Genomic DNA, 20,269 nt, shown 5'->3' on the forward strand with positions numbered 1-20,269 from the left:
GTTCAGCATTATGGGTTTAGCAGGTGGAACATGTCTTCAAGTCTTCGGTCGTAATCGTCACCGGATGGGCAGGAATGGTGACGTCATCAAGCCCGAGCAGTGCACCAAGAATAGGAAGATCAAATGTAATATCGCGGACTTCCAGCCGCATGGTCAGCACCGGCCCATCCGGCCGGCCCCAATAGCCAAGACCCGAGCGCTGATACGTGACCACCAGGTTCTCCGGCTGGATGCGCCAGTTGAGGTCGCAAATGCCCGGTCGCGGGTCGCCAGCAGCACCGCAGGCACCGTCGCTTCCCTGGACAATCCGGCTCAACGCGGCCGCATCGCAGGGGGAACCAGAACCACCGCAACTCAGGGATATCGTCGAGTCGTTCGGCGTCGCGTCGCCATTGTTCAACGGATCGTCAGCGTCGGTCGGGAAGGCATCAGTGAAGTCGTCGAGATCGACCAGCGGATCGGATACGGCCGCCAGACGCGCGCCATATTGAAGGGCCTTCACCGTCTGGTTCCACTGCGACATGGCGTAGCCGAACTCGATGAAAGCGGCGAACATGAGAAGGACGATCGGGATCGTGATCAGCCCTTCAGACAAGGCTATTCCGCGGTCATCCCGCCAGAAGGAAAAGAGCGATCGAAGGCCTACCATCCCATATACCTCTCTTCATGCGAGGCATTGATGGAGATCGAATTGACCCCGACCCAGGCAAACAGCAACGACGTCTGATAGAGATGCGCGGTCTGCACGGTGATCGTGCCATCCGCATTGACGGGGGTAACCGTGATGTCGGCAAGGTTCGGTCCCCAGTTGCGCACCCGCAGCGCAGCGCCGGCGGCCGGGCTCTGGGTTCCGTAGAAGGCAATCATTTTCGCCGTCGCGATTGAACAGCTCGACGTGTAGGTCGGCGTGGTTGGCCTGCAGCGCGACAGATAGCGCCCGGCATCCCTGAGACCCGCATCGATCTGCATCCGCTGCCAGAAAACATTGCCGAATTCGAGGATGCCGGCGGCGAACAGCGTCACGAAGGGCACGGCCAGCAGCGCCTCGGCAAGCACGGCGCCCTCCTGCCGCGACCAGAAGCCGAAACAGAACCGGCGGAGAATGAAGTTTCGCAGCGTCATCATCTGACCAGCTCCGCTTCTTCCCGCAGGAATTCCTCGAGCGTACCGCGGCCGCCCTGGCCGGTGATGTCGATCACCTCGAGCGACAGATAGCGCTCACTGCCGGCCTTGATCGCCGGTTTGGTCATGAATAGGCGCGCGAAGGCAACCGCCTGCGTCTGCTTGTGGCCGTTCAGATGGCCGATCGAGGCCTCGTAACCGCAATTGACGATCGCGGCGAAGATTTCGCGGCGATCGCCATACTCGCTCGCCGTATAGTTCGAAAGAGCGGGTCCGGAATAGCACTGGCCGCCGCCTGTCGTCGGATTGCCGATCTCGCCGTTCGCCGAGGCATGGTTGAGTAGTGCCGGGGTGTTAAGCTCGTAGCGGTAGACATCGTAGGCGGAGGGCCGGCTCGGTGTTCCGGTGGCTGTCGGCGGATAGCTGGAGTGGTTGCTGAGGATGGCGCTGACCGACGGCGCCGTGCCGCCCTGTGCGACGCTCCAGTAGTTTGCGTAATTCCAATTGTTGCTGGTGCTGATCTTGCCGCCGCCAAGCGCGGTCATGGTTGCGCCATAACCCAATGGCACCGCCTTGGTGACATCGCCGACCGCGCTGCCGACCATCACCGGGTCATAGGCTTTACAGGCGTCACCTCCCGTTTTCGTCTGTGCGGAGCGCACGTTCTGAGCCGGGCGGTAGCGGCCGTCATTGCGGGCGCTCTTGAACGACCCCTCGTAGATACCGAAGCGCGTATTGACGCCGGCTTCAACCGGCCCGGCGACGGCGCCCGTCTTGGTATCCAGGCTGTCCTGCGTATAGCAAGCCCCCGGATTGCCGGTGGCCAGAGCCTCCGCCAGCACGTTCGCGCCATTGCCCAGAGGGGTTCTGAGGAACCCGAAATTGCCAGGCCCGGGATTGGACGAAGACGTGCTGTGCATTTCGATTTGCCGGCCGTAGAGATTGCCGGCTGCGAAGTTGGTGTGGAGATCCGCCGCCGCCTGTTCGTTGGCGGCCTCGCTCGTATTGCCTGCCGGTTCATAGGGATTGCAGATGAAGATTGGCGTGATGTCACAGGCACTTGCGTGATAGACGGCAACCGCATCGGCGGTAACATTGACCGTATCACGATTGAAGCCGACCGGCAGCGGGAAGATGGTCTGCATCGCCTGAGGCTTGGCAGAGACCCAGGCATAAGCTGCCTCGTTGCTGTCCGTCGTCACCATCGATCCCGGGATGGGGTCGTCATCGTCATCCGGAATAGCCTTGAGAAAGGTAACCGTAACGGTGCTCGCAGCGTCGTTACCGGCGTCGTAGGACACCGTGAGGCTGGAGCCGAGCGACATGCCCGCCCCGCCGCCGCCAAAGGCAGCGGTATTGGCGAGTTTCTCGATCGCCGCCTCGGCCCGGGTGATCGCGTCGTCGCGCCCGTCGAGCTCGCGAGCGCCGGTGAGTGCCATCGCGTCGACGGCATTCTGAAGGTCGGTGTGGAGGTTGCCGCTGCGACCGACATCGATCACGAGCAGCGAAAAGCCCAGCAGCAGCGGCATGGATATCAGCGTCAAAGCGATGACGTAGCCACGATGATCGTTCCAGAAACCCCTGATAGCCCTACTCAACATTGGCATATCCCCCCATCGCGGCGCCTCTTTCGCCGTGACGTGTTGCTGTTACTGCATTCCTTTCCGCCGCTGCTTCCTAATCCCGCCCGTCAATTCCCGCTCGTCGCCGGCTCCTCGTTACTGCCCGTACGACGGCGATCCGTTCGTTCCCATTGTTGCCGCCGGCAGGATCACCGCCGTTTGCGGCGTCGCTGCGGGCTGGCTGGCGCCGTTGTAGTTGCGCATCACCTTCTGGATGCTCTTCCCGTCACTGATGATGCGGGTGTTCTGCGCCACCTGCGGGAAAGGATCCTGTATGTGGATGCCCTTGTTGGCCTCCACCGCATTGCCCAATCCGAACGTGATCGTATCGCGGTGATTCATGTAGTCGGCACAGCCCGAGACCAGGCTCACGGCAGCGAGGACCAGGAGGACGCGCTTATTTCTTGACAACAGCAAGGGTGCCTCCCACGTCGAGATCGAGACGGTGACCATAGGGTCCTTTCACGCCTTCGCCGTTGCGAAAGCGGCGCAGCATATCCTTGTCGACCTCCAGCATGCCAAGCGCGAAGAGTTCGACATCGTTCGACGAACGCGTCTGGTCGAGCGGACTGTAGAGATCCTCGCCAGGCGCTGACGGCCGCACGATATGCGGCGTGACGACGATGACGAGATCGGATTCCTTTTTCGCAAAGCTGGTCGAGCGAAACAGCGCCCCCAGGATCGGAAGCTTTCCCAATCCCGGCAACTGCTGGATGTCCTTGGAATTGATCGACTGCAGCAAACCGGCCATGGCGAAGCTCTGGCCGTCGCGCAGCGCGACCGTGGTCTTCGCCGCCCGCGAAATAAAGCCGGGATTGCCGTTGACGCTGACTGACGTATCGAGTTCGGAGACTTCCGGTTCGATCTTCAGGTTGATCAGCCCGCCATCGAGCACCACCGGCGTGAAGGTCAGCCGCACACCGTACGGCCGATAGTCGGTCTCGGTTGCGACGGTCGCGCCGTTGGCCACCGTCGTCTGGATCGGCACCTCGCCACCGGCGTGGAAGCTCGCGGTCTCGCCGCTCATCGCAATCAGGTTCGGCTGCGCCAACCGGCGTACCAGTCCCTTCTGTTCCAGCGCATTGATGACGATGTCGATTTGGCCGCCGGAAATTTCCAGCACCTTGGCAATCAGCTGGCCGAAGGGCTGCAGGCCCGTTGCAACGCCCGAGGCGTCTTCGAGCGTGCGCACGAGCTGGTCGTCGTCGTTGGTCCCGATGCCCTGGCTCGTCGTTGCCTTGCCGATGCCGTTCCTGCCCTGCCCGGACCAGCCGATGCCGAGGTCGCGGCCGGTCGATCGCGCGGCCTCGATCACCCGAACCTCCAGCATGACCTGTTGCGAATCGGCGACCCGAAGCTGGTTGAGCACCGGCTGATCGGAATAGGACTGGGCGATCTCCATCACCCGCTGCAGCTCGACGGCGTCGCGCACCATGCCTGTGAGGCGAATGCGGTCGTTGGAATTGAATACCCTGACCTGCGCCGAGGGTGCGGTGGAGTGAATGGCGGAAGCGACTTCGGTGAAATCACTGGCAACGCGGATATCGATGACGCCGAGAAGCGACTTGTCATCGCCATAGACCGAAATGTTGGTGGCGCCGTTCTTCTTGCCGCGAATGAAGAGCGACTTGTCGGAAAGCGGCACCACATCAATCAGATCGGCACTGCCGATCACCAGATCGCCAAAAGGCTTGCCGGTCGTGATCGTCATCGTGTCGTTCGGAGGTATGGTCACCTGCTGCACCGAGCCGGTGAGGCTGATGAATTTCTCCTGGGCGTCGGCCCGGCCGGCGAGGCCGGGGCCCCAGCAGCTATAGGCAAAAATTGCCGCGGTCACCGCCGCGAGGGTTTGGACTCGCGCCGCCCCCTTTTTGCTTCCCCTCAACATTCCGCTTACGCCCCTCTCCTCGTTGGCTGCCACGCATGCGGGCATGCCCGCATTTCAGGTCACTGGATCAGGCCGACTCGGTGCTCCTCGCGCTTCGTCGTGTTCCAGACGCCTACCGTCGCCCACTTTGGCTCAATCGGCAATACCGGTTCGACTTTACGTTCAACAATCTGTACTTGTTTTTCGCGCTCCGGCATCTTTATCTTCCCAAGGTCGTCCCCAACCTTACGCACAAGTCGCTCAAGGATGTCGAACCGTCCGTCGTCCGTCTTTTTCACGAGATCGTTGCTGAGCTCCGTCGCCATCGGCCCCCCGCCGAGATCCGCAACGGTAATCGGCCGCGTCTCTTCGGCGGAGGCAGACGCGACATTGCGCAGGGTGAGCGACAGCGTGCCGATATTGGCACCCAGCGTCAGGCGCTGCGCTTCTTCGGTCGTGACCTCGAAGGTCACCGTTTTGACGACGGAAGGTTCGTCCTTGCGCTCATCCGCGGTCTGGTCCACCGCCAGCACCTTCACGCCCTGGAGAAGCACATCGACATAAGTCTGTTCGCTGCTGTTCTGACGGTTCTGGACGACACGGGTGAGCAGCACATCGACGCGGTCCGACGGGCGCACGAAGCCCGCAACGCCGAGAACGTCGTTGACGCGGATCGAGACGGCCTTCATGCCCTGGTCAAGCGCCGCAGACAATGTCGCCCGCGAGCCTGCGCCGGTGATCTTCGAGCTCAGCACAGGCTCGCCAGGATCGATCGCCGCCATGGCGTAGCGCGGTTTGTCGACGTCGCCGACGACCGCCTCGATGCTGTCGAACGAGCCTTCCGGCCGTTCCCCGGCAGGCCAGGGGATAGCCCTTAGACTTTCCGGGCGGACCGGGTCGCCGAAGCGCATCTCCTTGGCCGCGACTACGAGGATCTGCTCCTGCCCCTTCGTATCATTGGCCACAAGCCGCGCCTGCTGGTCGGCCAGGTAACTGCGCATCGCAAACACCGCGGTGCCGGCAAGCAGAATAGAAACAAAAAGACTAAGGATTGTTGAGAAACGCATCGCCGATACTCGCAACAATGGACAAAAATACGTCCGTTTCCTAAATATAACTTAGAGGGAGAGGGGTTAACAAAATCCCCTCTCCTCTCTAATTTCTTTTCTTATGCGGGTACAGCGTCATCCAGGCTCAGGAAGAACCCGGCCCAGCCGTTCCATGCCGTAGCAAGATTTGTGCCTGCAAGTGTGACGGCAGCAATAACACCGCCGACAAGAAGACCAAGAAGAACAAGATATTCAGACAGCGCTACGCCATCTTCTTCCCGCACGAAAGCGCGTACTTCAGACAAAAGTGCCTTCATCGAAAATTACCTCCAAAATATTCGGCGCGCCCGCAATGTCCTCCGGCCGCCATGTCGTAGAGACCACCCCTCCGACTTCTATTATTAATAATCTCTTAATTAATATATCGTCAACTACTAACACATGCTCTTTTTTGGCATTTATATTTATGGTTAAATTCCGATCGGTTAGGAAGGGGGCATAGACCTAGAGCATATGCTGTACAAATATGACAGGTGGTAGTATTCATTGGCTCTCATCTACCTCGAAAGACTGAGCCTCGATTCCATATCTTCTCGATTTTGCGACAATTCGGTCGTTTGAACAGATGGTGGGGAAATATGACGCAAATCATCAACATTGTTACTGCGATTTCAGTATTACTTTTTATCTATGCGGCCTGGAGCGATTTCCGCAGCTGGAAAATACCGAATGGCGCCATCCTCGCCCTTCTCGCCCTCTACTGCCTGCGTGCCTCGGCGGGATTGCTGATGACCGACGATGTCGGCGCAGCACTCTTCTCCTCCATTGGGATCGGCGGCGATGTCGCGGCCGGCCTCCTGCTCTTTGCCCTTGGCGTCGGCCTTTGGGCATTCGGCCTCTTCGGCGCCGGCGATGCAAAACTTTTCCTGCCGATCGGTCTTTTCATCGGCTGGCACGGTATGCTGCCCTTCGCCATCTTTCTCCTGATTGGCGGCGTCCTCGCGTTGCTGGCGCTGCGATTGCGGATGCCGCTGCAACTGGCGCATATGTCCATTGTCATGCGCATCGAGGAAATCCGCGCAACGCGCAAGGTCCCCTACGGCGTTATCATGGTCATCGCAGCGCTCTCGGTGCTCGCCTTGCGCTACGGCAAGGCCTGAGCAGGCCGGATACACCGGCGCGATCGTTGGACAAACAGGACCGACCTGACATCGACGTGACCTGCCACCGCGAACTTCCTTCGGCAGGGATTGGCAGCCGGCCTGGCACCGCGGCCAGGGCGAGGTCACGGAATCGCAGCAGCCAACAGACGTGGCCGTACCCTCATCCTGTCGCCGTCAGCGCAATGGAATCCATAGAGGGCTCTTCCATGTCTTCAATTCATCGAGAAACGCCTGCAGTTTCGCTGGCAGGAACCGTCGTGTCGGGTAGACGGCATGCACGAAGATCTCCGGCGATGTCCACTCCGGCAGCAGACGGGTGAGTTCGCCTCTTCCGATTTGGTCGTCGCAATAGGTCGACGGCAACAGTCCGATCCCGTGCCCGCGATAGGTAAACGCGCTCGCCGTCTGGAAATCCCGGCTCGAAACCGGCCCCGACACGTGCAGTTTCACGGATTTCCGCCCGCTGACCAGATGCCATTCTGCCTCGTTGTTGCGGCCATTGAGCAGAATGCACTGGTGGTCCTTCAAATCCTCCGGTTTCACCGGGACGCGCCGACCCTCAAGATATTGCGGAGAAGCAACGACATAGCGGACGCTCTTCCCGACCTTCTGCATGACAATCGTCGAGTCGCGAAGCTCCCCGAAGCGAATGCCGACGTCGATATTCTCGGCAATCAGATCGAGGAACAGATTTGTGACGAAGAGATCGACCTGGATCCGCGGGTAAGTTTTCAGGAAGGCGGAGAGAAATTCATAAAATGGCTCTTGGCCCAGGATCACCGGCACGGAGATTTTCAGCAGGCCTTCCGGCTTCTTCTGCGTTTGGGTCAGAACCCGCTCCGCGTCAAACAGTTGGCCGAGAGGTTCGCTGCACTGGTTGTAATACGCGCGTCCCTGCGCAGTCAGCGTCAGCTTGCGGGTCGTTCGCTGCAGCAACGTCACCCCGAGCTGATCCTCAAGCGCGGACACTTTTCGGCTCACGGTCGATACAGGCATTCCAAGTGAGTGGGCGGCGCGGCTGAAGCTCTCGAATTGCGCAACCTTCACAAAAACCGCGATGTCATTCAAATCGGCCATGTGCTGCTTTTTGCACAGATGCAAAAGAGATTCCAGATATTTCCATCTAATCACGGAATAGGGCTTCGGACATATTCATTTCCAAGCAGCACAACGCTGCTCAATCCAAATCGATGGAGATCAATATGCAAACGCCAAAGACTGCTATCATTACGGGAGCCTCCCAGGGTATCGGAGCCGGGCTGGTCAACGCCCTCGTCGAGCGCGGCTACAATGTCGTCGCGACGTCTCGCCAGGTCAGTGCGTCGGATGCTTTCCGCGCCTCAAGCCAGCTGGCACTCGTCGACGGCGACATCGGCGACCCTCAAACCGCGACAAAGGTGGCGGAAACCGCAATCGGCCGGTTCGGAACCATCGATGCCCTGGTCAACAACGCCGGCATCTTTTTTACCAAGCCGTTCGTTGACTACACGCTGGAGGACTTCAGAAGGCTGTCCTCGACCAATCTCGAAGGCTTCATTCACCTGACCCAGCTGGTCGTGAAACAGATGCTGGCCCAGAAGTCAGGCGGCAGCATCGTCAGCATCACGACGCCGTTGATCGATCATCCGATCGCTGGCCTCAGCGCTTCGGTCGCGATGATGACCAAGGGCGGCATCGACGCGATTTCCAAGAACCTCGCGATGGAATATGCGCGGGACGGAATCCGGGTCAACACGGTCGCTCCCGGCGTCGTCGACACGCCTTTGCACAAGGACAATCCAAAGGACTTCCTGAAAACGCTGTCGCCGATGGGCAGCATTTCCGATGTCCAGGAAATCGTCGATGCGGTCGTCTTCCTGACCGAAGCACGGCATGTAACCGGGGAGGTGCTGAACGTCGACGGCGGCGCACATCTGGGCAAATGGTAGACCGTGGCAAGACGCCGGCCGCTGGCGCAGAACAGCGGCTCCAGGACTTGGGCATCACGCTTCCGCCGCCACCGACACCCTTCGGGGCCTATGTCGAAGCGGCAAAGACCGGCAACCTGGTCTTCTTCAGCGGCATGCTGCCCGTCGTCCATCGCATGCCCCGGTTTATCGGGCGTGTCGGAGGCGCCCTGACCGCCGAAGACGGCAGGAAGGCGGCCGAAACGGCAACCTTGAGCGCCCTGTCGGCCACGAAAGACTATCTGGGCTCGCTGGACAAGGTCGTCCGGGTCGTCAAGCTCGGCGTCTACATCGCAACCGAGGGCGATTTCCGGGACCACCCGAAGGTCGCCGACGGGGCATCCGAAATGCTGCACAAGGTCTTCGGAGAGGAAAAGCTCTCCGGCCGGGTCGTGCTCGGCGTCGCAAGTCTTCCCCTCGGCGTGCCGATCGAGCTCGAACTCGTCCTCGAAGTCGACCCTTGAAGATAACTGCGCACATAACCAGTCGGGTGCGATCCACACCGTCGATCGCACCCCAAAAGAGCGGTTGATGAAATCAGCAGAACTGGTCGACCGTTTTATGCAAGCATTGCCTTGATCGTCTTGTCTCGTAGTGAAGGTAGGAGACAGCCATGAACCGGAATATTGAAAGCGAGTTCTCACGGAAACTCGACCTGAAACACCCTTTGATCGTCGCCCCGATGGCAGGTGGTCCGTCCTCTGTCGAGCTGGTGGCGGAAACCTCGATTGCCGGTGCCTTGGGCTCTATCGGGGCCGCCTATTCACAGCCGGCAGCGATCGAGGAATTCGCCGCGAAGGTCCGTCAACGAACAGACTGTCCGTTTGCCGTCAACCTGTTCGTTCCGCACCCGACCCCCAGGGTCACCGCGAGACAGATCGAACACGCCATTGCGCAAACTGCGCCGTATCGATCGGAACTCGGCTTGCCGACGCCGGAGTTCACGGAGCCCTACGAAGGGGATTTCGATGCCCAGTTCGACGCCGTGCTCCGGATCAGGCCGGCGGCCTTTAGTTTCGTCTTCGGACTTCTGCCGCCAGACTATGTGAGGGCGGCCAGAAAGGAGAAGATCGTATTGATCGGAACCGCGACGACGCCCGAGGAGGCAGCCGCGCTTGAGGACAGCGGCGCTGACGCGGTCGTGTTGCAAGGTATCGAGGCCGGCGGTCATCGCGGCATCTTCGACGCAGGTGGCGTGGACGAGGAAATCAATGCCTTCGATCTGCTGAAGGCATCGCGCGTGAAGGTTCGCATTCCGCTGATTGCGGCGGGTGGTATCATGACGTCGAGCGACGTCCGCCGCGCGCTGCAGGCCGGCGCCCAGGCGGTTCAGATGGGCACCGCATTCCTGGTCTGCGAGGAAGCCGGCACGTCGGCGCCATACAAGCAGAAACTCCTGGATGCGGCCGGCAGAACGACGAAAACGACGCGCGTATTCTCGGGTCGCCTGGCGCGGGGCATCGAGAACCGTTTCATGCATGAAATGGAAACACGAGCGAGTGCAATTCTTCCATTCCCGGCGCAGAACAAGTTCACCCGCGACATGAGAGGAGCATCGGCAGCAAAAGGTTCTGCCGACTTCCTGTCGCTTTGGTCTGGGACCGGTCAGGGCGACCTCTGGCGGGGTCCGGCAAGAGAGCTTATCGCTCGTTTGTGCTGATCACCGTCAGCAATAGGCGCGATTGCCCGTTCGGCAGGGCGGCCTTTGGCCGATTTATGTATCGCAAAGTATCTGAACGCCCAGGAATTACATTTGCTTTCACAATCGAGCCAAGAGGGACACATTGCATACACATGCGAGCCATCTTTTACGGCTGCTTGATTGTCGTTGGAGAGAAAAATGTCAGAAGGTATCAATCATCATCGCCGCCGTTTTTTCGGTATCGCAGCCACCACACTGGTCGCAACGCAATTCGCTGCCGCTGGCATTGCGGAGGCAAACTCCGCGGTCACACAGTCGTCTGATCCGCTCACGAACAAACCAGCTGGCAGAAACACGTCCTTCGGCGCGCTGAAACAGATCGACGCCGGCGTTCTCAATATCGGATATGCCGAAGCAGGGCCGATCGATGGTCCTGCCGTCATTCTTCTGCATGGCTGGCCCTACGACATTCACAGCTTCGTCGACGTCGCGCCGTTGCTGGCGTCGGCAGGCTACCGCGTCATCGTTCCCTATCTGCGCGGCTATGGTACGACGCGCTTCCTCTCAAGCGAAACAGCCCGGAATGGCCAGCAGTCGGCACTCGCCGTCGATGTGATCGCCCTGATGGATGCCCTGAAGATCGAGAAAGCGGTCCTTGCCGGTTTCGATTGGGGCGCGCGCACGGCCAATATCGTCGCAGCGCTCTGGCCAGAGCGCTGCAAGGCCGTGGTCTCCGTCAGCGGTTACCTGATCGGCAACCGCGAAGCCAACAAGATGCCATTGCCGCCAAAGGCAGAGCTGTTGTGGTGGTACCAGTTCTATTTTTCCACCGAACGCGGTCGGCTCGGCTACGAGGAAAATACGCACGATTTCAACAGGCTCATCTGGCAGATCGCTTCGCCGGAGTGGAAATTCGACGATTCAACATTCGACCGCACCGCGGCGTCCTTCGACAACCCGGATCATGTGAGCATCGTGATCCATAATTACCGCTGGCGGCTCGGTCTGGCTGAAGGCGAAGCAAAATATGATGAGCTGGAAAGGCGGCTTGCTGAAGGCCCGGTCATCGCCGTGCCCACAATCACACTTGAAAGCGATGCCAACGGCGCACCACACCCCGACGCCGCGTCCTATGCCAAGAAGTTCTCGGGCAAGTATGAACACCGGATCATCAAGGGAGGCGTCGGTCACAACCTGCCGCAGGAAGCACCCCAAGCCTTCGCCAAGGCAGTCGTCGATGTCGCGAGATTCTGATCGCGTTTTCGGGTGATGGAGCTATCCTGACGCAAAGCCAACAGAGGATGCCTGACCATGGATCACATCGATCACATTCTTGTCGTCGATGACGATCGCGAAATACGGGAACTGGTCTCAACTTATCTCACGAAAAACGGCTTGCGGGTCACCGTTGCGGCGGATGGCCGGCACATGCGGGCCTTTCTCGAGGCAAACACCGTCGATCTCATCGTGCTCGATCTGATGATGCCGGGCGATGACGGTCTGGTGCTGTGCCGCGAATTGCGGGCGGGTAAACACAAGTCGACGCCGGTGCTGATGCTGACGGCGCGAAGCGACGAGACCGATCGCATCATCGGCCTGGAGATGGGGGCCGATGACTATTTGGCAAAACCGTTTGCGGCTCGCGAGTTGCTCGCCCGGATCAAGGCGGTTCTGCGCCGGACGCGCATGCTGCCCCCCAATCTTCAGGTGACTGAAGTCGGGCAGCTGCTGACATTCGGCGACTGGCAGCTCGACACGACCGGAAGACATCTGCTTGATCGCGAGGGAACGGTCGTCGCGCTCAGCGGCGCCGAGTACCGCCTGCTTCGCGTCTTAGTCGATCATCCACAGCGCGTGCTCAATCGAGACCAGCTTCTCAACCTCACGCAGGGTCGAGAAGCGGAGTTGTTCGACCGCTCGATCGACCTTCTCGTCAGCCGCCTTCGCCAGCGCCTTTCCGATGACGCGCGCGAGCCGGCCTACATAAAGACCGTGCGCAGCGAAGGGTATGTGTTCGCGGTGCCGGTCGAAATCACCGAGGTCCGGCGATGAGCGCCCCTCCCGCACTTGACAGCTTCCGGCCCTGGCCACGTACCTTGGGATCGCGGCTGTTCCTTATCCTTCTCGCCGGCCTGATGCTTGCGCAGGGTCTTTCCTTCAGCGCCCAGTTTCTGGAGCGCTATATGACGGCGCGGGCCGTTATGCTCAACACGCTCGAGAACGATGTGGCGACCTCGATCGCCATTCTCGATCGCCTGCCTGCCACCGAACGGTCGGACTGGCTGCAGCGTCTCGATCGAGGCACCTATCGCTATGAGCTGGGACCGGGCCTTGCCGGCGTTCCCAGCTTGACCGAACAGGGCGCCGGCATCGCCGCGAAAATACGAGAAGCCGTTGATCCGCGTTTCCCCATAACGTTTAAATCCATACCGGGCGACGGCAAACGCCTTCAGGCCCACCTGACCTTGAGCGATGGCAAGCCGCTGACGATCGATGTGAACCCGGCTCCCATCATGCCACTCGCCGAATGGCTGCCTTACGTTCTCGTCTTGCAGCTCATTCTTCTCCTCCTCTGCAGCTGGTTTGCCGTCCGCTTGGCAATCCGCCCTCTCGTCAATCTTGCCTATGCCGCCGATGCGCTTGACCCCAATGCAAAAACCCCGCGCCTGAGCGAAACGGGGCCGCGCGAGGTCGCCTATGCTGCGAAGGCCTTCAACGCTATGCGAGATCGCATCGCGCAGTACCTGGAAGAAAGAGTGCAAATCCTCGCGGCCATCTCTCACGATCTTCAAACACCCATCACGCGCATGAAGCTTCGGGCCGAAATGGCCGATGATTCTGTCGAAAAGGAAAAACTGATACAGGACCTGGCCGAAATCGAACGCCTTGTCCACGAAGGCGTGGCCTATGCGCGCAGTGCCCATGGAGACACCGAAAAATCCTCGCGTATCGACATACGTGCCTTCATCGAGAGCCTCGTCTATGATTATCAGGACACCGGCAAGGCCGTGGCAGTCACCGAGAAAATCAACGGCGCGATCGTCACCCGGCCCCATGCCCTGCGCCGTATCCTGACCAATCTCATCGACAACGCGCTCAAGTTTGGCGGCAGCGCGGACATATCGGTCGAGAAAGGTGAAGAAGGAGCGGTCGTCATAAAGGTGCTCGATCGCGGCCCGGGAATCCCGGAGGATCAACTCGAAGCCGTCATGCAACCATTCTTCCGGCTTGAACAGTCCCGCAATCGGAGAACCGGAGGCACCGGACTTGGGCTGGCCATAGCGCAACAGCTGGCGCTCGCGATCGGCGGTTCGCTCGCATTGCGCAATCGCGAGGGTGGCGGACTGTCGGCAGAAGTCATCATCCCTTGACGACCTCGAAACAGGTTTCACCTCCGGCAGCCCCGTAGGGTTTCGCCAATCAACTCTGGCAACGCAGATTCGTCTGGGCGTTACAGCGGTAACGGAAGCCAGCAACGGCACGCCTTTTTTGTCGCACTGTGCCGCCCCGCTGAGCTCCTACATATCGTTACACTTTCCTCCAATCAGGACACATGCGCGATACATCGCCACCGCCTTATGCGGTCACCGGCTGCCCTTCAGCCGTTGCGCCCCTGCGCTCATTCTTCAAAGGAAACAATGATGTCCCTTCTTATAGTCGCTTATCTCGGCGGTGTGCTGACAATCCTCAGTCCGTGCATCCTGCCCGTCCTTCCCTTCGTCTTTGCGCGCGCCGGACAGCCGTTCCTCAAGAGCACGCTGCCGATGCTTGCCGGCATGGCCATGACCTTTGCCGTCGTTGCAACGATTGCCGCGGTCGGCGGCAGCTGGGCAATTCAAGCCAATGAATACGGCCGCTACGCCGCGATCGTCCTGCTCGCCGTTTTCGGCGTAACACTTGTTTCGCCGCTGATCGCCAGCATCCTGACACAGCCGCTCGTCGCGTTCGGCAACAGGCTTTTGAATTCGACCGGCGGACCACGCAATATGCCCACGGCGGGCAGCGCGCTGCTTCTGGGTTTTGCTACCGGCCTGCTCTGGGCGCCGTGCGCCGGACCGATCCTCGGCCTTGTACTGACGGGTGCAGCCCTTCAAGGTGCCAACGTCGAGACCACCGTCCTCCTACTGGCCTATTCGGCCGGTGCGGCGACGTCGCTCGCCGTTGCCCTCCTGATCGGCGGCAGGGTTCTCGCCATGATGAAGAAATCGCTTGGCGCCGGCGAATGGGTGCGCCGCGGCCTCGGCGTCGCCGTCCTGGCGGGCGTCGTCGCGATCGGTCTCGGTGCCGATACCGGCGCCCTCGGACGGTTTTCCAACTTCGGTACGAGTAAGATCGAGCAGTCGCTTCTCGATGCGTTCAATGCCAAAAAGCCGAAGCCGGTTGCGGTTGCGAGCAACAGCATGATGCTCGCCGCGGCCGGTACCGTCCAAGGATATCGCAGCGAACTGCCGGTGGAAGGCGAATTCCCGTCGCTTGATGGCGCCGTTCAATGGCTGAATTCACCGCCGCTGACGACGGAGCAGCTTCGCGGCAAGGTCGTGCTGGTGGATTTCTGGACTTATTCCTGCATCAACTGCATCCACACCGTTCCCTATATTCGGGCCTGGTCGGAGAAATACAAGAACCAGGGACTCGTGGTGATCGGCGTCCACGCGCCTGAATTCGCCTTCGAGAAGAATATCGGCAACGTCAAGAAGGCGATCATCGACTTCAAGATCGGCTATCCGGTTGCCGTCGATAACGACTTCAAGATCTGGCAATCCTTCCAGAACAACTACTGGCCCGCCCACTACTTCATCGATGCCAAGGGCCAGATCCGGTATCATCATTTCGGCGAGGGGGACTACGACAAAGCCGAGGAGGTCATTCAGGACCTGTTGGCCGAAGCCAAAAGCGAGGGCCTCGAGAGGCCCGCCGCTCAGAGCCAGCATCGTGGTTGAGCAAGATCAATGGGTCGCCTTTAGCCAAGTCTGTTCATACGGCCAAGTTCGCCTCCAAGCCCTTTGAGCTTACATATCGGCTTGCGACATTGCAGAAGACAGCACCTCGGAAGAGCAAGCCCGAGGTGCTGTCTTCAGTTCGGTCCCGGCATCGACAGCCGCAACAATCGGGCCGCGTTCGACGGGAGACCGCACAGCTGCCGGTACTTTGTACCGCATTGTACCGGTCCGGCCCTCTCCCACACGCGGTTACACTTCCGCTCGATCAGGACACATGCGGGATACGTGGCGATCGCCTTATGCGGTCATTGGCTGGTCATCAGCCATTGCGCCCAGGCGCCTCGCTTCAAAGGAACCATGTCATGACCCAGATCGAAAACGTCCTCTACACCGGCAAGGCCCATACCACTGGCGGCCGCGATGGCACTTCGCGCAGTTCCGATGGCAACCTCGACATCAGGCTTTCCTCTCCCGGCAAGGCGGGCAGCGGCACCAATCCCGAACAGTTGTTCGCCTCCGGCTGGTCGGCCTGCTTCATCGGAGCAATGGGTCTTGCTGCCCACAAAATGAAGATCGCGTTCCCGACTGATACGGCAGTCGATGCCGAAGTGGATCTGGTCCACATGGACGGCGCCTACGTTCTCCAGGCGCGCCTCAACGTCAGCCTGCCGGGGCTGGAGCGGGAGATCGCCCAGGCTCTGGCGGACGCGGCGCACGAGACCTGCCCCTATTCCAAGGCCACACGCGGCAACATCGATGTCGTGATCAACCTGGTCTAACCGGTCTTTCACCGTCAGGGCGGGCTGGTCCATCGGACAGCCCGCCCTGACGCCAACTCCGTTCCAAACAAGGAAAATCGTCCTGTCCACCGTTTCGCTGGCGTCCACACGGCGCAGCGTTCTGACCCCTACCGCAGCCACACTGCTCGCTACGTCGGCCGCCGGCACATTGAGCCTGCTGCACGCGCAACCGGCGGCTGCGGCTGCGACTGCGACCATCACAAGCACCGCAATCCGCGAGACGTCGGGCGACCGGCCGGGGAGGCTTGACGTGCACGGCCATATCGCCAGCGTCATGGCGGCGATGGCTGCCTCGACCGCAATGGGAAAGCGTTTCGAGGCTTTGAAGCACAACGACTATCTGCACGACTATCTGCAGAAGCTTGATGCTGGTTTTCTGGCCACGGGGCAGAAACGTCAAAAGCCCCCTTGCATTTCTGCTTGGGGGCTTTTGTTTTGATTTGGTTGCGGGGGCAGGATTTGAACCTGCGGCCTTCAGGTTATGAGCCTGACGAGCTACCGGGCTGCTCCACCCCGCGGTATCGGATAATTTGCCTTTGGCAAAATGTCTGTCTTGGACTGCAGTTGCAGCCGGGATTCTGTTGTTTGCCGGTCGTCGAAGGCTTTGCCTTCTGCGGTTCGGCGGGGGGCTGCTGCGTCTGAGCGGTACGGCAGCCATTTCATTGTTTTCCCGGCGTATATTATCGAAGCAAAAAGGCCGCTTGAGGGCGGCCCGGATGTTTCGGCTGAGCCGGAGGATGAAGAGAAGATAGTTTTTGTTGATCATGCGGCTTATCGCGATCCTTACGGCATGCGGCGCATGATTTGGTTTGTTTCTTGCCTTTTGCAGACCTGGCAGCGACCTACTCTCCCGCGTCTTAAGACGAAGTACCATCGGCGCAGGGGCGTTTCACGGCCGTGTTCGGAATGGGAACGGGTGCAGCCACCCCGCAATAACCACCAGGTCGGCAAAGGGCAAGAATTGCGCTGGCGACAGCGCAAAACCAAATGAGAAGCTGGTTGAAGTCTGAGACTTCATTTTTGAACACGTCTTTTTTTTCAGGCTGCTTGAGGCACTTCGGAGCGCAGCTCCGCAAGGCCAAGCGGCCGTCCGGAGCGCGACTAGCGCGTCAGGACAGAAGAGAAGATGTTCATCTTTGATGAACATCGGCAATGAGAACAATCAAGCCAATCGAACGATTAGTACCGGTAAGCTTCATGCATTGCTGCACTTCCACACCCGGCCTATCAACGTGGTAGTCTTCCACGGTTCTCAAGGGAATACTCGTTTTCAGGTTGGTTTCCCGCTTAGATGCCTTCAGCGGTTATCCATTCCATATATAGCTACCCTGCTATGCGGCTGGCGCCACAACAGGTCCACCAGAGATATGTCCATCCCGGTCCTCTCGTACTAGGGACAGATCCTGTCAATATTCCTACACCCACGGCAGATAGGGACCGAACTGTCTCACGACGTTCTGAACCCAGCTCACGTACCGCTTTAATTGGCGAACAGCCAAACCCTTGGGACCTGCTCCAGCCCCAGGATGCGATGAGCCGACATCGAGGTGCCAAACAACCCCGTCGATATGGACTCTTGGGGGTCATCAGCCTGTTATCCCCGGCGTACCTTTTATCCGTTGAGCGATGGCCCTTCCACACGGGACCACCGGATCACTATGACCGACTTTCGTCTCTGCTCGACTTGTCAGTCTCGCAGTCAGGCGGGCTTATGCCATTGCACTCGACGACCGATTTCCGACCGGTCTGAGCCCACCATCGCGCGCCTCCGTTACTCTTTCGGAGGCGACCGCCCCAGTCAAACTACCCACCATACACTGTCCCGGATCCGGATAACGGACCGCGGTTAGACATCCATGACGATAAGGGTGGTATTTCAAGGATGGCTCCACGAGAACTGGCGTCCCCGCTTCAAAGCCTACCACCTATCCTACACATGCCGACACGAATGCCAGTGTAAAGCTATAGTAAAGGTGCACGGGGTCTTTCCGTCTGACCGCAGGAACCCCGCATCTTCACGGGGAATTCAATTTCACTGAGTCTATGCTGGAGACAGCGGGGAAGTCGTTACGCCATTCGTGCAGGTCGGAACTTACCCGACAAGGAATTTCGCTACCTTAGGACCGTTATAGTTACGGCCGCCGTTTACTGGGGCTTCGATTCAAAGCTTGCACCTCTCCTCTTAACCTTCCAGCACCGGGCAGGCGTCAGACCCTATACGTCGTTTTGCAACTTCGCAGAGCCCTGTGTTTTTGATAAACAGTCGCTACCCCCTGGTCTGTGCCACCCCAACACACTTGCGTGCAGTGGGGTCACGCTTCTTCCGAAGTTACGCGTGCAATTTGCCGAGTTCCTTCAGCATAGTTCTCTCAAGCGCCTTGGTATACTCTACCTGACCACCTGTGTCGGTTTCGGGTACGGTCTATACGGTGGAGCTATTTCCTGGAACCGCTCCGCTGCCCAACCAATCCAATAAGGTTGAACAACTTGTGCAATCCGTCACTACCACCAGGCCCACGAATATTAACGTGGTTCCCATCGACTACGCATTTCTGCCTCATCTTAGGGGCCGGCTAACCCTGCTCAGATTAACTTTAAGCAGGAACCCTTGGTCTTTCGGCGAGGGAGTCTCTCACTCCCTTTATCGTTACTCATGTCAACATTCGCACTTCCGATACCTCCAGGAGCCCTCACGGGTCTCCCTTCACAGGCTTACGGAACGCTCCGCTACCACAGCGCAACCTAAAAGGTTGTCGCTATCCTCAGCTTCGGTGCATGGCTTTAGCCCCGTTACATTTTCGGCGCAAAGACCCTTATTTAGACCAGTGAGCTGTTACGCTTTCTTTAAATGATGGCTGCTTCTAAGCCAACATCCTGGTTGTTTTGGGATCCTCACATCCTTTCCCACTTAGCCATGACTTGGGGACCTTAGCTGGAGGTCAGGGTTGTTGCCCTCTTCACGACGGACGTTAGCACCCGCCGTGTGTCTGCCGACTAGTACTCCTCGGTATTCGGAGTTTGGTTAGGATCAGTAAGACGGTGAGTCCCCATAGCCCATCCAGTGCTCTACCCCCGAGGGTATTCGGTCGACGCACTACCTAAATAGTTTTCGCGGAGAACCAGCTATTTCCGAGTTTGATTGGCCTTTCACCCCTAGCCACAAGTCATCCCAATCTATTGCAACAGATGCGGGTTCGGTCCTCCAGTTGGTGTTACCCAACCTTCAACCTGCTCATGGCTAGATCACTCGGTTTCGGGTCTAATGCGACGAACTGAACGCCCTGTTCAGACTCGCTTTCGCTGCGCCTTCACCTATCGGCTTAAGCTTGCTCGTCACACTAAGTCGTTGACCCATTATACAAAAGGTACGCCGTCACCCTTGCGGGCTCCGACTGTTTGTAGGCAACCGGTTTCAGGTTCTATTTCACTCCCCTTGTCGGGGTGCTTTTCACCTTTCCCTCACGGTACTTGTTCGCTATCGGTCATGCACGAGTACTTAGGCTTGGAGGGTGGTCCCCCCAATTTCAAACAGGATTTCACGTGTCCCGCCTTACTCAAGGACAATGAGTGTTCTACATGTACGGGGCTATCACCCGCTACGGCCGGACTTTCCATTCCGTTCCACTTTATTCCTCATTGCCACTGGCCTGGTCCGCGTTCGCTCGCCACTACTTGCGGAGTCTCGGTTGATGTCCTTTCCTGCAGGTACTTAGATGTTTCAGTTCCCTGCGTTCGCTTCTTACCCCTATGTATTCGAAGGTAAGATACCTTATCACAATGCTTAGAAACCCAAGCCGTCCTTGCGAACAGTTTGGATTTTCTAAGCATTTAAGGTGGGTTTCCCCATTCGGAAATCCATGGATCAAAGCTCATTCGCAGCTCCCCACGGCTTATCGCAGCGTATCACGTCCTTCATCGCCTGTGCATGCCAAGGCATCCACCAATTGCCCTTATTTCACTTGATCGTTCTCATTGCCAATGCTCATCCTTAGTTGGGTTTGGAATTCCTATCCTTCTCGCTTGCGCTCGAAGGGGTTCCAAACCTGGCCATACGGACACTTCTCAGTGTGTAGGACCAGGATCCAACAGTGCGGTTACCTTTTACAACCACACCAAAT

17 protein-coding genes, 1 tRNA gene, 2 rRNA genes and 1 pseudogene are annotated in these 20,269 nt (G+C 58.9%); 10 read left to right on the forward strand and 11 right to left on the reverse strand.

What is annotated here, in order from left to right; translation table 11 throughout:
- Positions 1 to 16 precede the first annotated feature (16 nt).
- From WI754_RS02475 to WI754_RS02505, 7 genes are all read right to left on the reverse strand, one after another.
- Positions 17 to 649, reverse strand: a complete 633-nt coding sequence (locus WI754_RS02475; protein ID WP_349436060.1) for a TadE/TadG family type IV pilus assembly protein — start codon at positions 647 to 649, stop codon at positions 17 to 19.
- Positions 643 to 1,125: a TadE/TadG family type IV pilus assembly protein gene (locus tag WI754_RS02480; RefSeq protein ID WP_349436061.1), complete on the reverse strand. Its 483-nt coding sequence runs from the start codon at positions 1,123 to 1,125 to the stop codon at positions 643 to 645. Before WI754_RS02480 ends, WI754_RS02475 begins: the two co-directional genes overlap by 7 nt.
- Positions 1,122 to 2,723, reverse strand: a complete 1,602-nt coding sequence (locus tag WI754_RS02485; protein ID WP_349436062.1) for a pilus assembly protein TadG-related protein — start codon at positions 2,721 to 2,723, stop codon at positions 1,122 to 1,124. Before WI754_RS02485 ends, WI754_RS02480 begins: the two co-directional genes overlap by 4 nt.
- 117 nt (positions 2,724 to 2,840) lie before the next feature.
- On the reverse strand, positions 2,841 to 3,158 hold the full coding sequence (locus WI754_RS02490) for a pilus assembly protein (RefSeq protein ID WP_349437703.1): 318 nt from the start codon (positions 3,156 to 3,158) through the stop codon (positions 2,841 to 2,843).
- Positions 3,142 to 4,629, reverse strand: coding sequence for a type II and III secretion system protein family protein (locus tag WI754_RS02495; RefSeq protein ID WP_349437704.1), 1,488 nt, complete (start codon positions 4,627 to 4,629; stop codon positions 3,142 to 3,144). Before WI754_RS02495 ends, WI754_RS02490 begins: the two co-directional genes overlap by 17 nt.
- 62 nt (positions 4,630 to 4,691) lie before the next feature.
- Positions 4,692 to 5,678, reverse strand: coding sequence for a Flp pilus assembly protein CpaB (gene cpaB, locus WI754_RS02500; protein WP_349436063.1), 987 nt, complete (start codon positions 5,676 to 5,678; stop codon positions 4,692 to 4,694).
- Positions 5,679 to 5,779: 101 nt separating this feature from the next.
- Positions 5,780 to 5,977 (reverse strand): hypothetical protein, encoded by a 198-nt coding sequence (locus WI754_RS02505; protein WP_349436064.1) that lies wholly within the window; start codon positions 5,975 to 5,977, stop codon positions 5,780 to 5,782.
- Between the two features lie 321 nt (positions 5,978 to 6,298).
- Here WI754_RS02505 and WI754_RS02510 point away from each other — a divergent pair, with 321 nt between their 5' ends.
- On the forward strand, positions 6,299 to 6,820 hold the full coding sequence (locus tag WI754_RS02510) for a prepilin peptidase (protein WP_349436065.1): 522 nt from the start codon (positions 6,299 to 6,301) through the stop codon (positions 6,818 to 6,820).
- A 177-nt stretch (positions 6,821 to 6,997) separates the two neighbouring features.
- On the opposite strand, the gene WI754_RS02515 is transcribed toward WI754_RS02510, so the two are convergent.
- A complete protein-coding gene (locus WI754_RS02515) occupies positions 6,998 to 7,900 on the reverse strand; it encodes a LysR family transcriptional regulator (RefSeq protein WP_349436067.1) in 903 nt (300 codons plus the stop codon).
- A gap of 125 nt (positions 7,901 to 8,025) precedes the next feature.
- Between WI754_RS02515 and WI754_RS02520 the strand changes: the two genes are divergently transcribed.
- The 9 genes and pseudogenes from WI754_RS02520 to WI754_RS02560 all read left to right on the forward strand — a co-directional run bounded on the left by WI754_RS02520 (position 8,026) and on the right by WI754_RS02560 (position 16,590).
- The gene (locus WI754_RS02520; protein ID WP_349436068.1) at positions 8,026 to 8,751 is read left to right on the forward strand and encodes an SDR family oxidoreductase; all 726 of its coding nucleotides are present in this window, start codon (positions 8,026 to 8,028) and stop codon (positions 8,749 to 8,751) included.
- Positions 8,745 to 9,233, forward strand: coding sequence for a RidA family protein (locus WI754_RS02525; RefSeq protein WP_349436070.1), 489 nt, complete (start codon positions 8,745 to 8,747; stop codon positions 9,231 to 9,233). Before WI754_RS02520 ends, WI754_RS02525 begins: the two co-directional genes overlap by 7 nt.
- Positions 9,234 to 9,382: 149 nt before the next feature.
- The gene (locus WI754_RS02530) at positions 9,383 to 10,429 is read left to right on the forward strand and encodes a nitronate monooxygenase (RefSeq protein ID WP_349436071.1); all 1,047 of its coding nucleotides are present in this window, start codon (positions 9,383 to 9,385) and stop codon (positions 10,427 to 10,429) included.
- A gap of 180 nt (positions 10,430 to 10,609) precedes the next feature.
- A complete protein-coding gene (locus WI754_RS02535; RefSeq protein WP_349436072.1) occupies positions 10,610 to 11,665 on the forward strand; it encodes an alpha/beta hydrolase in 1,056 nt (351 codons plus the stop codon).
- 57 nt (positions 11,666 to 11,722) lie between these two features.
- Positions 11,723 to 12,463, forward strand: coding sequence for a response regulator (locus tag WI754_RS02540; protein WP_349436073.1), 741 nt, complete (start codon positions 11,723 to 11,725; stop codon positions 12,461 to 12,463).
- Positions 12,460 to 13,782 carry an ATP-binding protein gene (locus WI754_RS02545; RefSeq protein WP_349436074.1) on the forward strand — a complete coding sequence of 441 codons (1,323 nt, stop codon included), beginning with the start codon at positions 12,460 to 12,462 and terminating at the stop codon, positions 13,780 to 13,782. The genes WI754_RS02540 and WI754_RS02545 overlap by 4 nt, the downstream gene beginning before the upstream one ends.
- 270 nt (positions 13,783 to 14,052) lie before the next feature.
- A pseudogene (locus tag WI754_RS02550) lies at positions 14,053 to 15,309 on the forward strand (cytochrome c biogenesis protein DipZ); the annotation flags it as partial.
- A 404-nt stretch (positions 15,310 to 15,713) separates the two neighbouring features.
- Positions 15,714 to 16,130 carry an organic hydroperoxide resistance protein gene (locus tag WI754_RS02555; RefSeq protein ID WP_349436075.1) on the forward strand — a complete coding sequence of 139 codons (417 nt, stop codon included), beginning with the start codon at positions 15,714 to 15,716 and terminating at the stop codon, positions 16,128 to 16,130.
- Between the two features lie 271 nt (positions 16,131 to 16,401).
- On the forward strand, positions 16,402 to 16,590 hold the full coding sequence (locus WI754_RS02560; protein WP_349436076.1) for a hypothetical protein: 189 nt from the start codon (positions 16,402 to 16,404) through the stop codon (positions 16,588 to 16,590).
- Positions 16,591 to 16,592: 2 nt separating this feature from the next.
- Here the strand turns inward: WI754_RS02560 and WI754_RS02565 are convergent.
- The 3 genes from WI754_RS02565 to WI754_RS02575 all read right to left on the reverse strand — a co-directional run bounded on the left by WI754_RS02565 (position 16,593) and on the right by WI754_RS02575 (position 20,116).
- Positions 16,593 to 16,669: transfer RNA gene (locus WI754_RS02565), tRNA-Met, on the reverse strand.
- Between the two features lie 311 nt (positions 16,670 to 16,980).
- Positions 16,981 to 17,095 (reverse strand): 5S ribosomal RNA (rrf, locus tag WI754_RS02570).
- A 214-nt stretch (positions 17,096 to 17,309) separates the two neighbouring features.
- Positions 17,310 to 20,116 (reverse strand): 23S ribosomal RNA (locus WI754_RS02575).
- Positions 20,117 to 20,269: the final 153 nt, after the last annotated feature.

This window comes from Pararhizobium sp. A13 (genome assembly GCF_040126305.1).
In the GTDB taxonomy this organism is placed as follows: Bacteria; Pseudomonadota; Alphaproteobacteria; order Rhizobiales; family Rhizobiaceae; genus Pararhizobium.

Excerpts from the sequence above, each read along its gene's own strand:
- WI754_RS02545 (WP_349436074.1), top strand. The coding sequence starts at position 12,460 with ATGAGCGCCCCTCCCGCACTTGACAGCTTCCGGCCCTGGCCACGTACC.
- cpaB (WP_349436063.1), bottom strand. The coding sequence starts at position 5,678 with ATGCGTTTCTCAACAATCCTTAGTCTTTTTGTTTCTATTCTGCTTGCC.
- WI754_RS02505 (WP_349436064.1), bottom strand. The coding sequence starts at position 5,977 with ATGAAGGCACTTTTGTCTGAAGTACGCGCTTTCGTGCGGGAAGAAGAT.
- WI754_RS02510 (WP_349436065.1), top strand. The coding sequence starts at position 6,299 with ATGACGCAAATCATCAACATTGTTACTGCGATTTCAGTATTACTTTTT.
- WI754_RS02520 (WP_349436068.1), top strand. The coding sequence starts at position 8,026 with ATGCAAACGCCAAAGACTGCTATCATTACGGGAGCCTCCCAGGGTATC.
- WI754_RS02540 (WP_349436073.1), top strand. The coding sequence starts at position 11,723 with ATGGATCACATCGATCACATTCTTGTCGTCGATGACGATCGCGAAATA.
- WI754_RS02535 (WP_349436072.1), top strand. The coding sequence starts at position 10,610 with ATGTCAGAAGGTATCAATCATCATCGCCGCCGTTTTTTCGGTATCGCA.
- WI754_RS02530 (WP_349436071.1), top strand. The coding sequence starts at position 9,383 with ATGAACCGGAATATTGAAAGCGAGTTCTCACGGAAACTCGACCTGAAA.
- WI754_RS02515 (WP_349436067.1), bottom strand. The coding sequence starts at position 7,900 with ATGGCCGATTTGAATGACATCGCGGTTTTTGTGAAGGTTGCGCAATTC.
- WI754_RS02480 (WP_349436061.1), bottom strand. The coding sequence starts at position 1,125 with ATGATGACGCTGCGAAACTTCATTCTCCGCCGGTTCTGTTTCGGCTTC.
- WI754_RS02475 (WP_349436060.1), bottom strand. The coding sequence starts at position 649 with ATGGTAGGCCTTCGATCGCTCTTTTCCTTCTGGCGGGATGACCGCGGA.
- WI754_RS02485 (WP_349436062.1), bottom strand. The coding sequence starts at position 2,723 with ATGTTGAGTAGGGCTATCAGGGGTTTCTGGAACGATCATCGTGGCTAC.
- WI754_RS02525 (WP_349436070.1), top strand. The coding sequence starts at position 8,745 with ATGGTAGACCGTGGCAAGACGCCGGCCGCTGGCGCAGAACAGCGGCTC.
- WI754_RS02555 (WP_349436075.1), top strand. The coding sequence starts at position 15,714 with ATGACCCAGATCGAAAACGTCCTCTACACCGGCAAGGCCCATACCACT.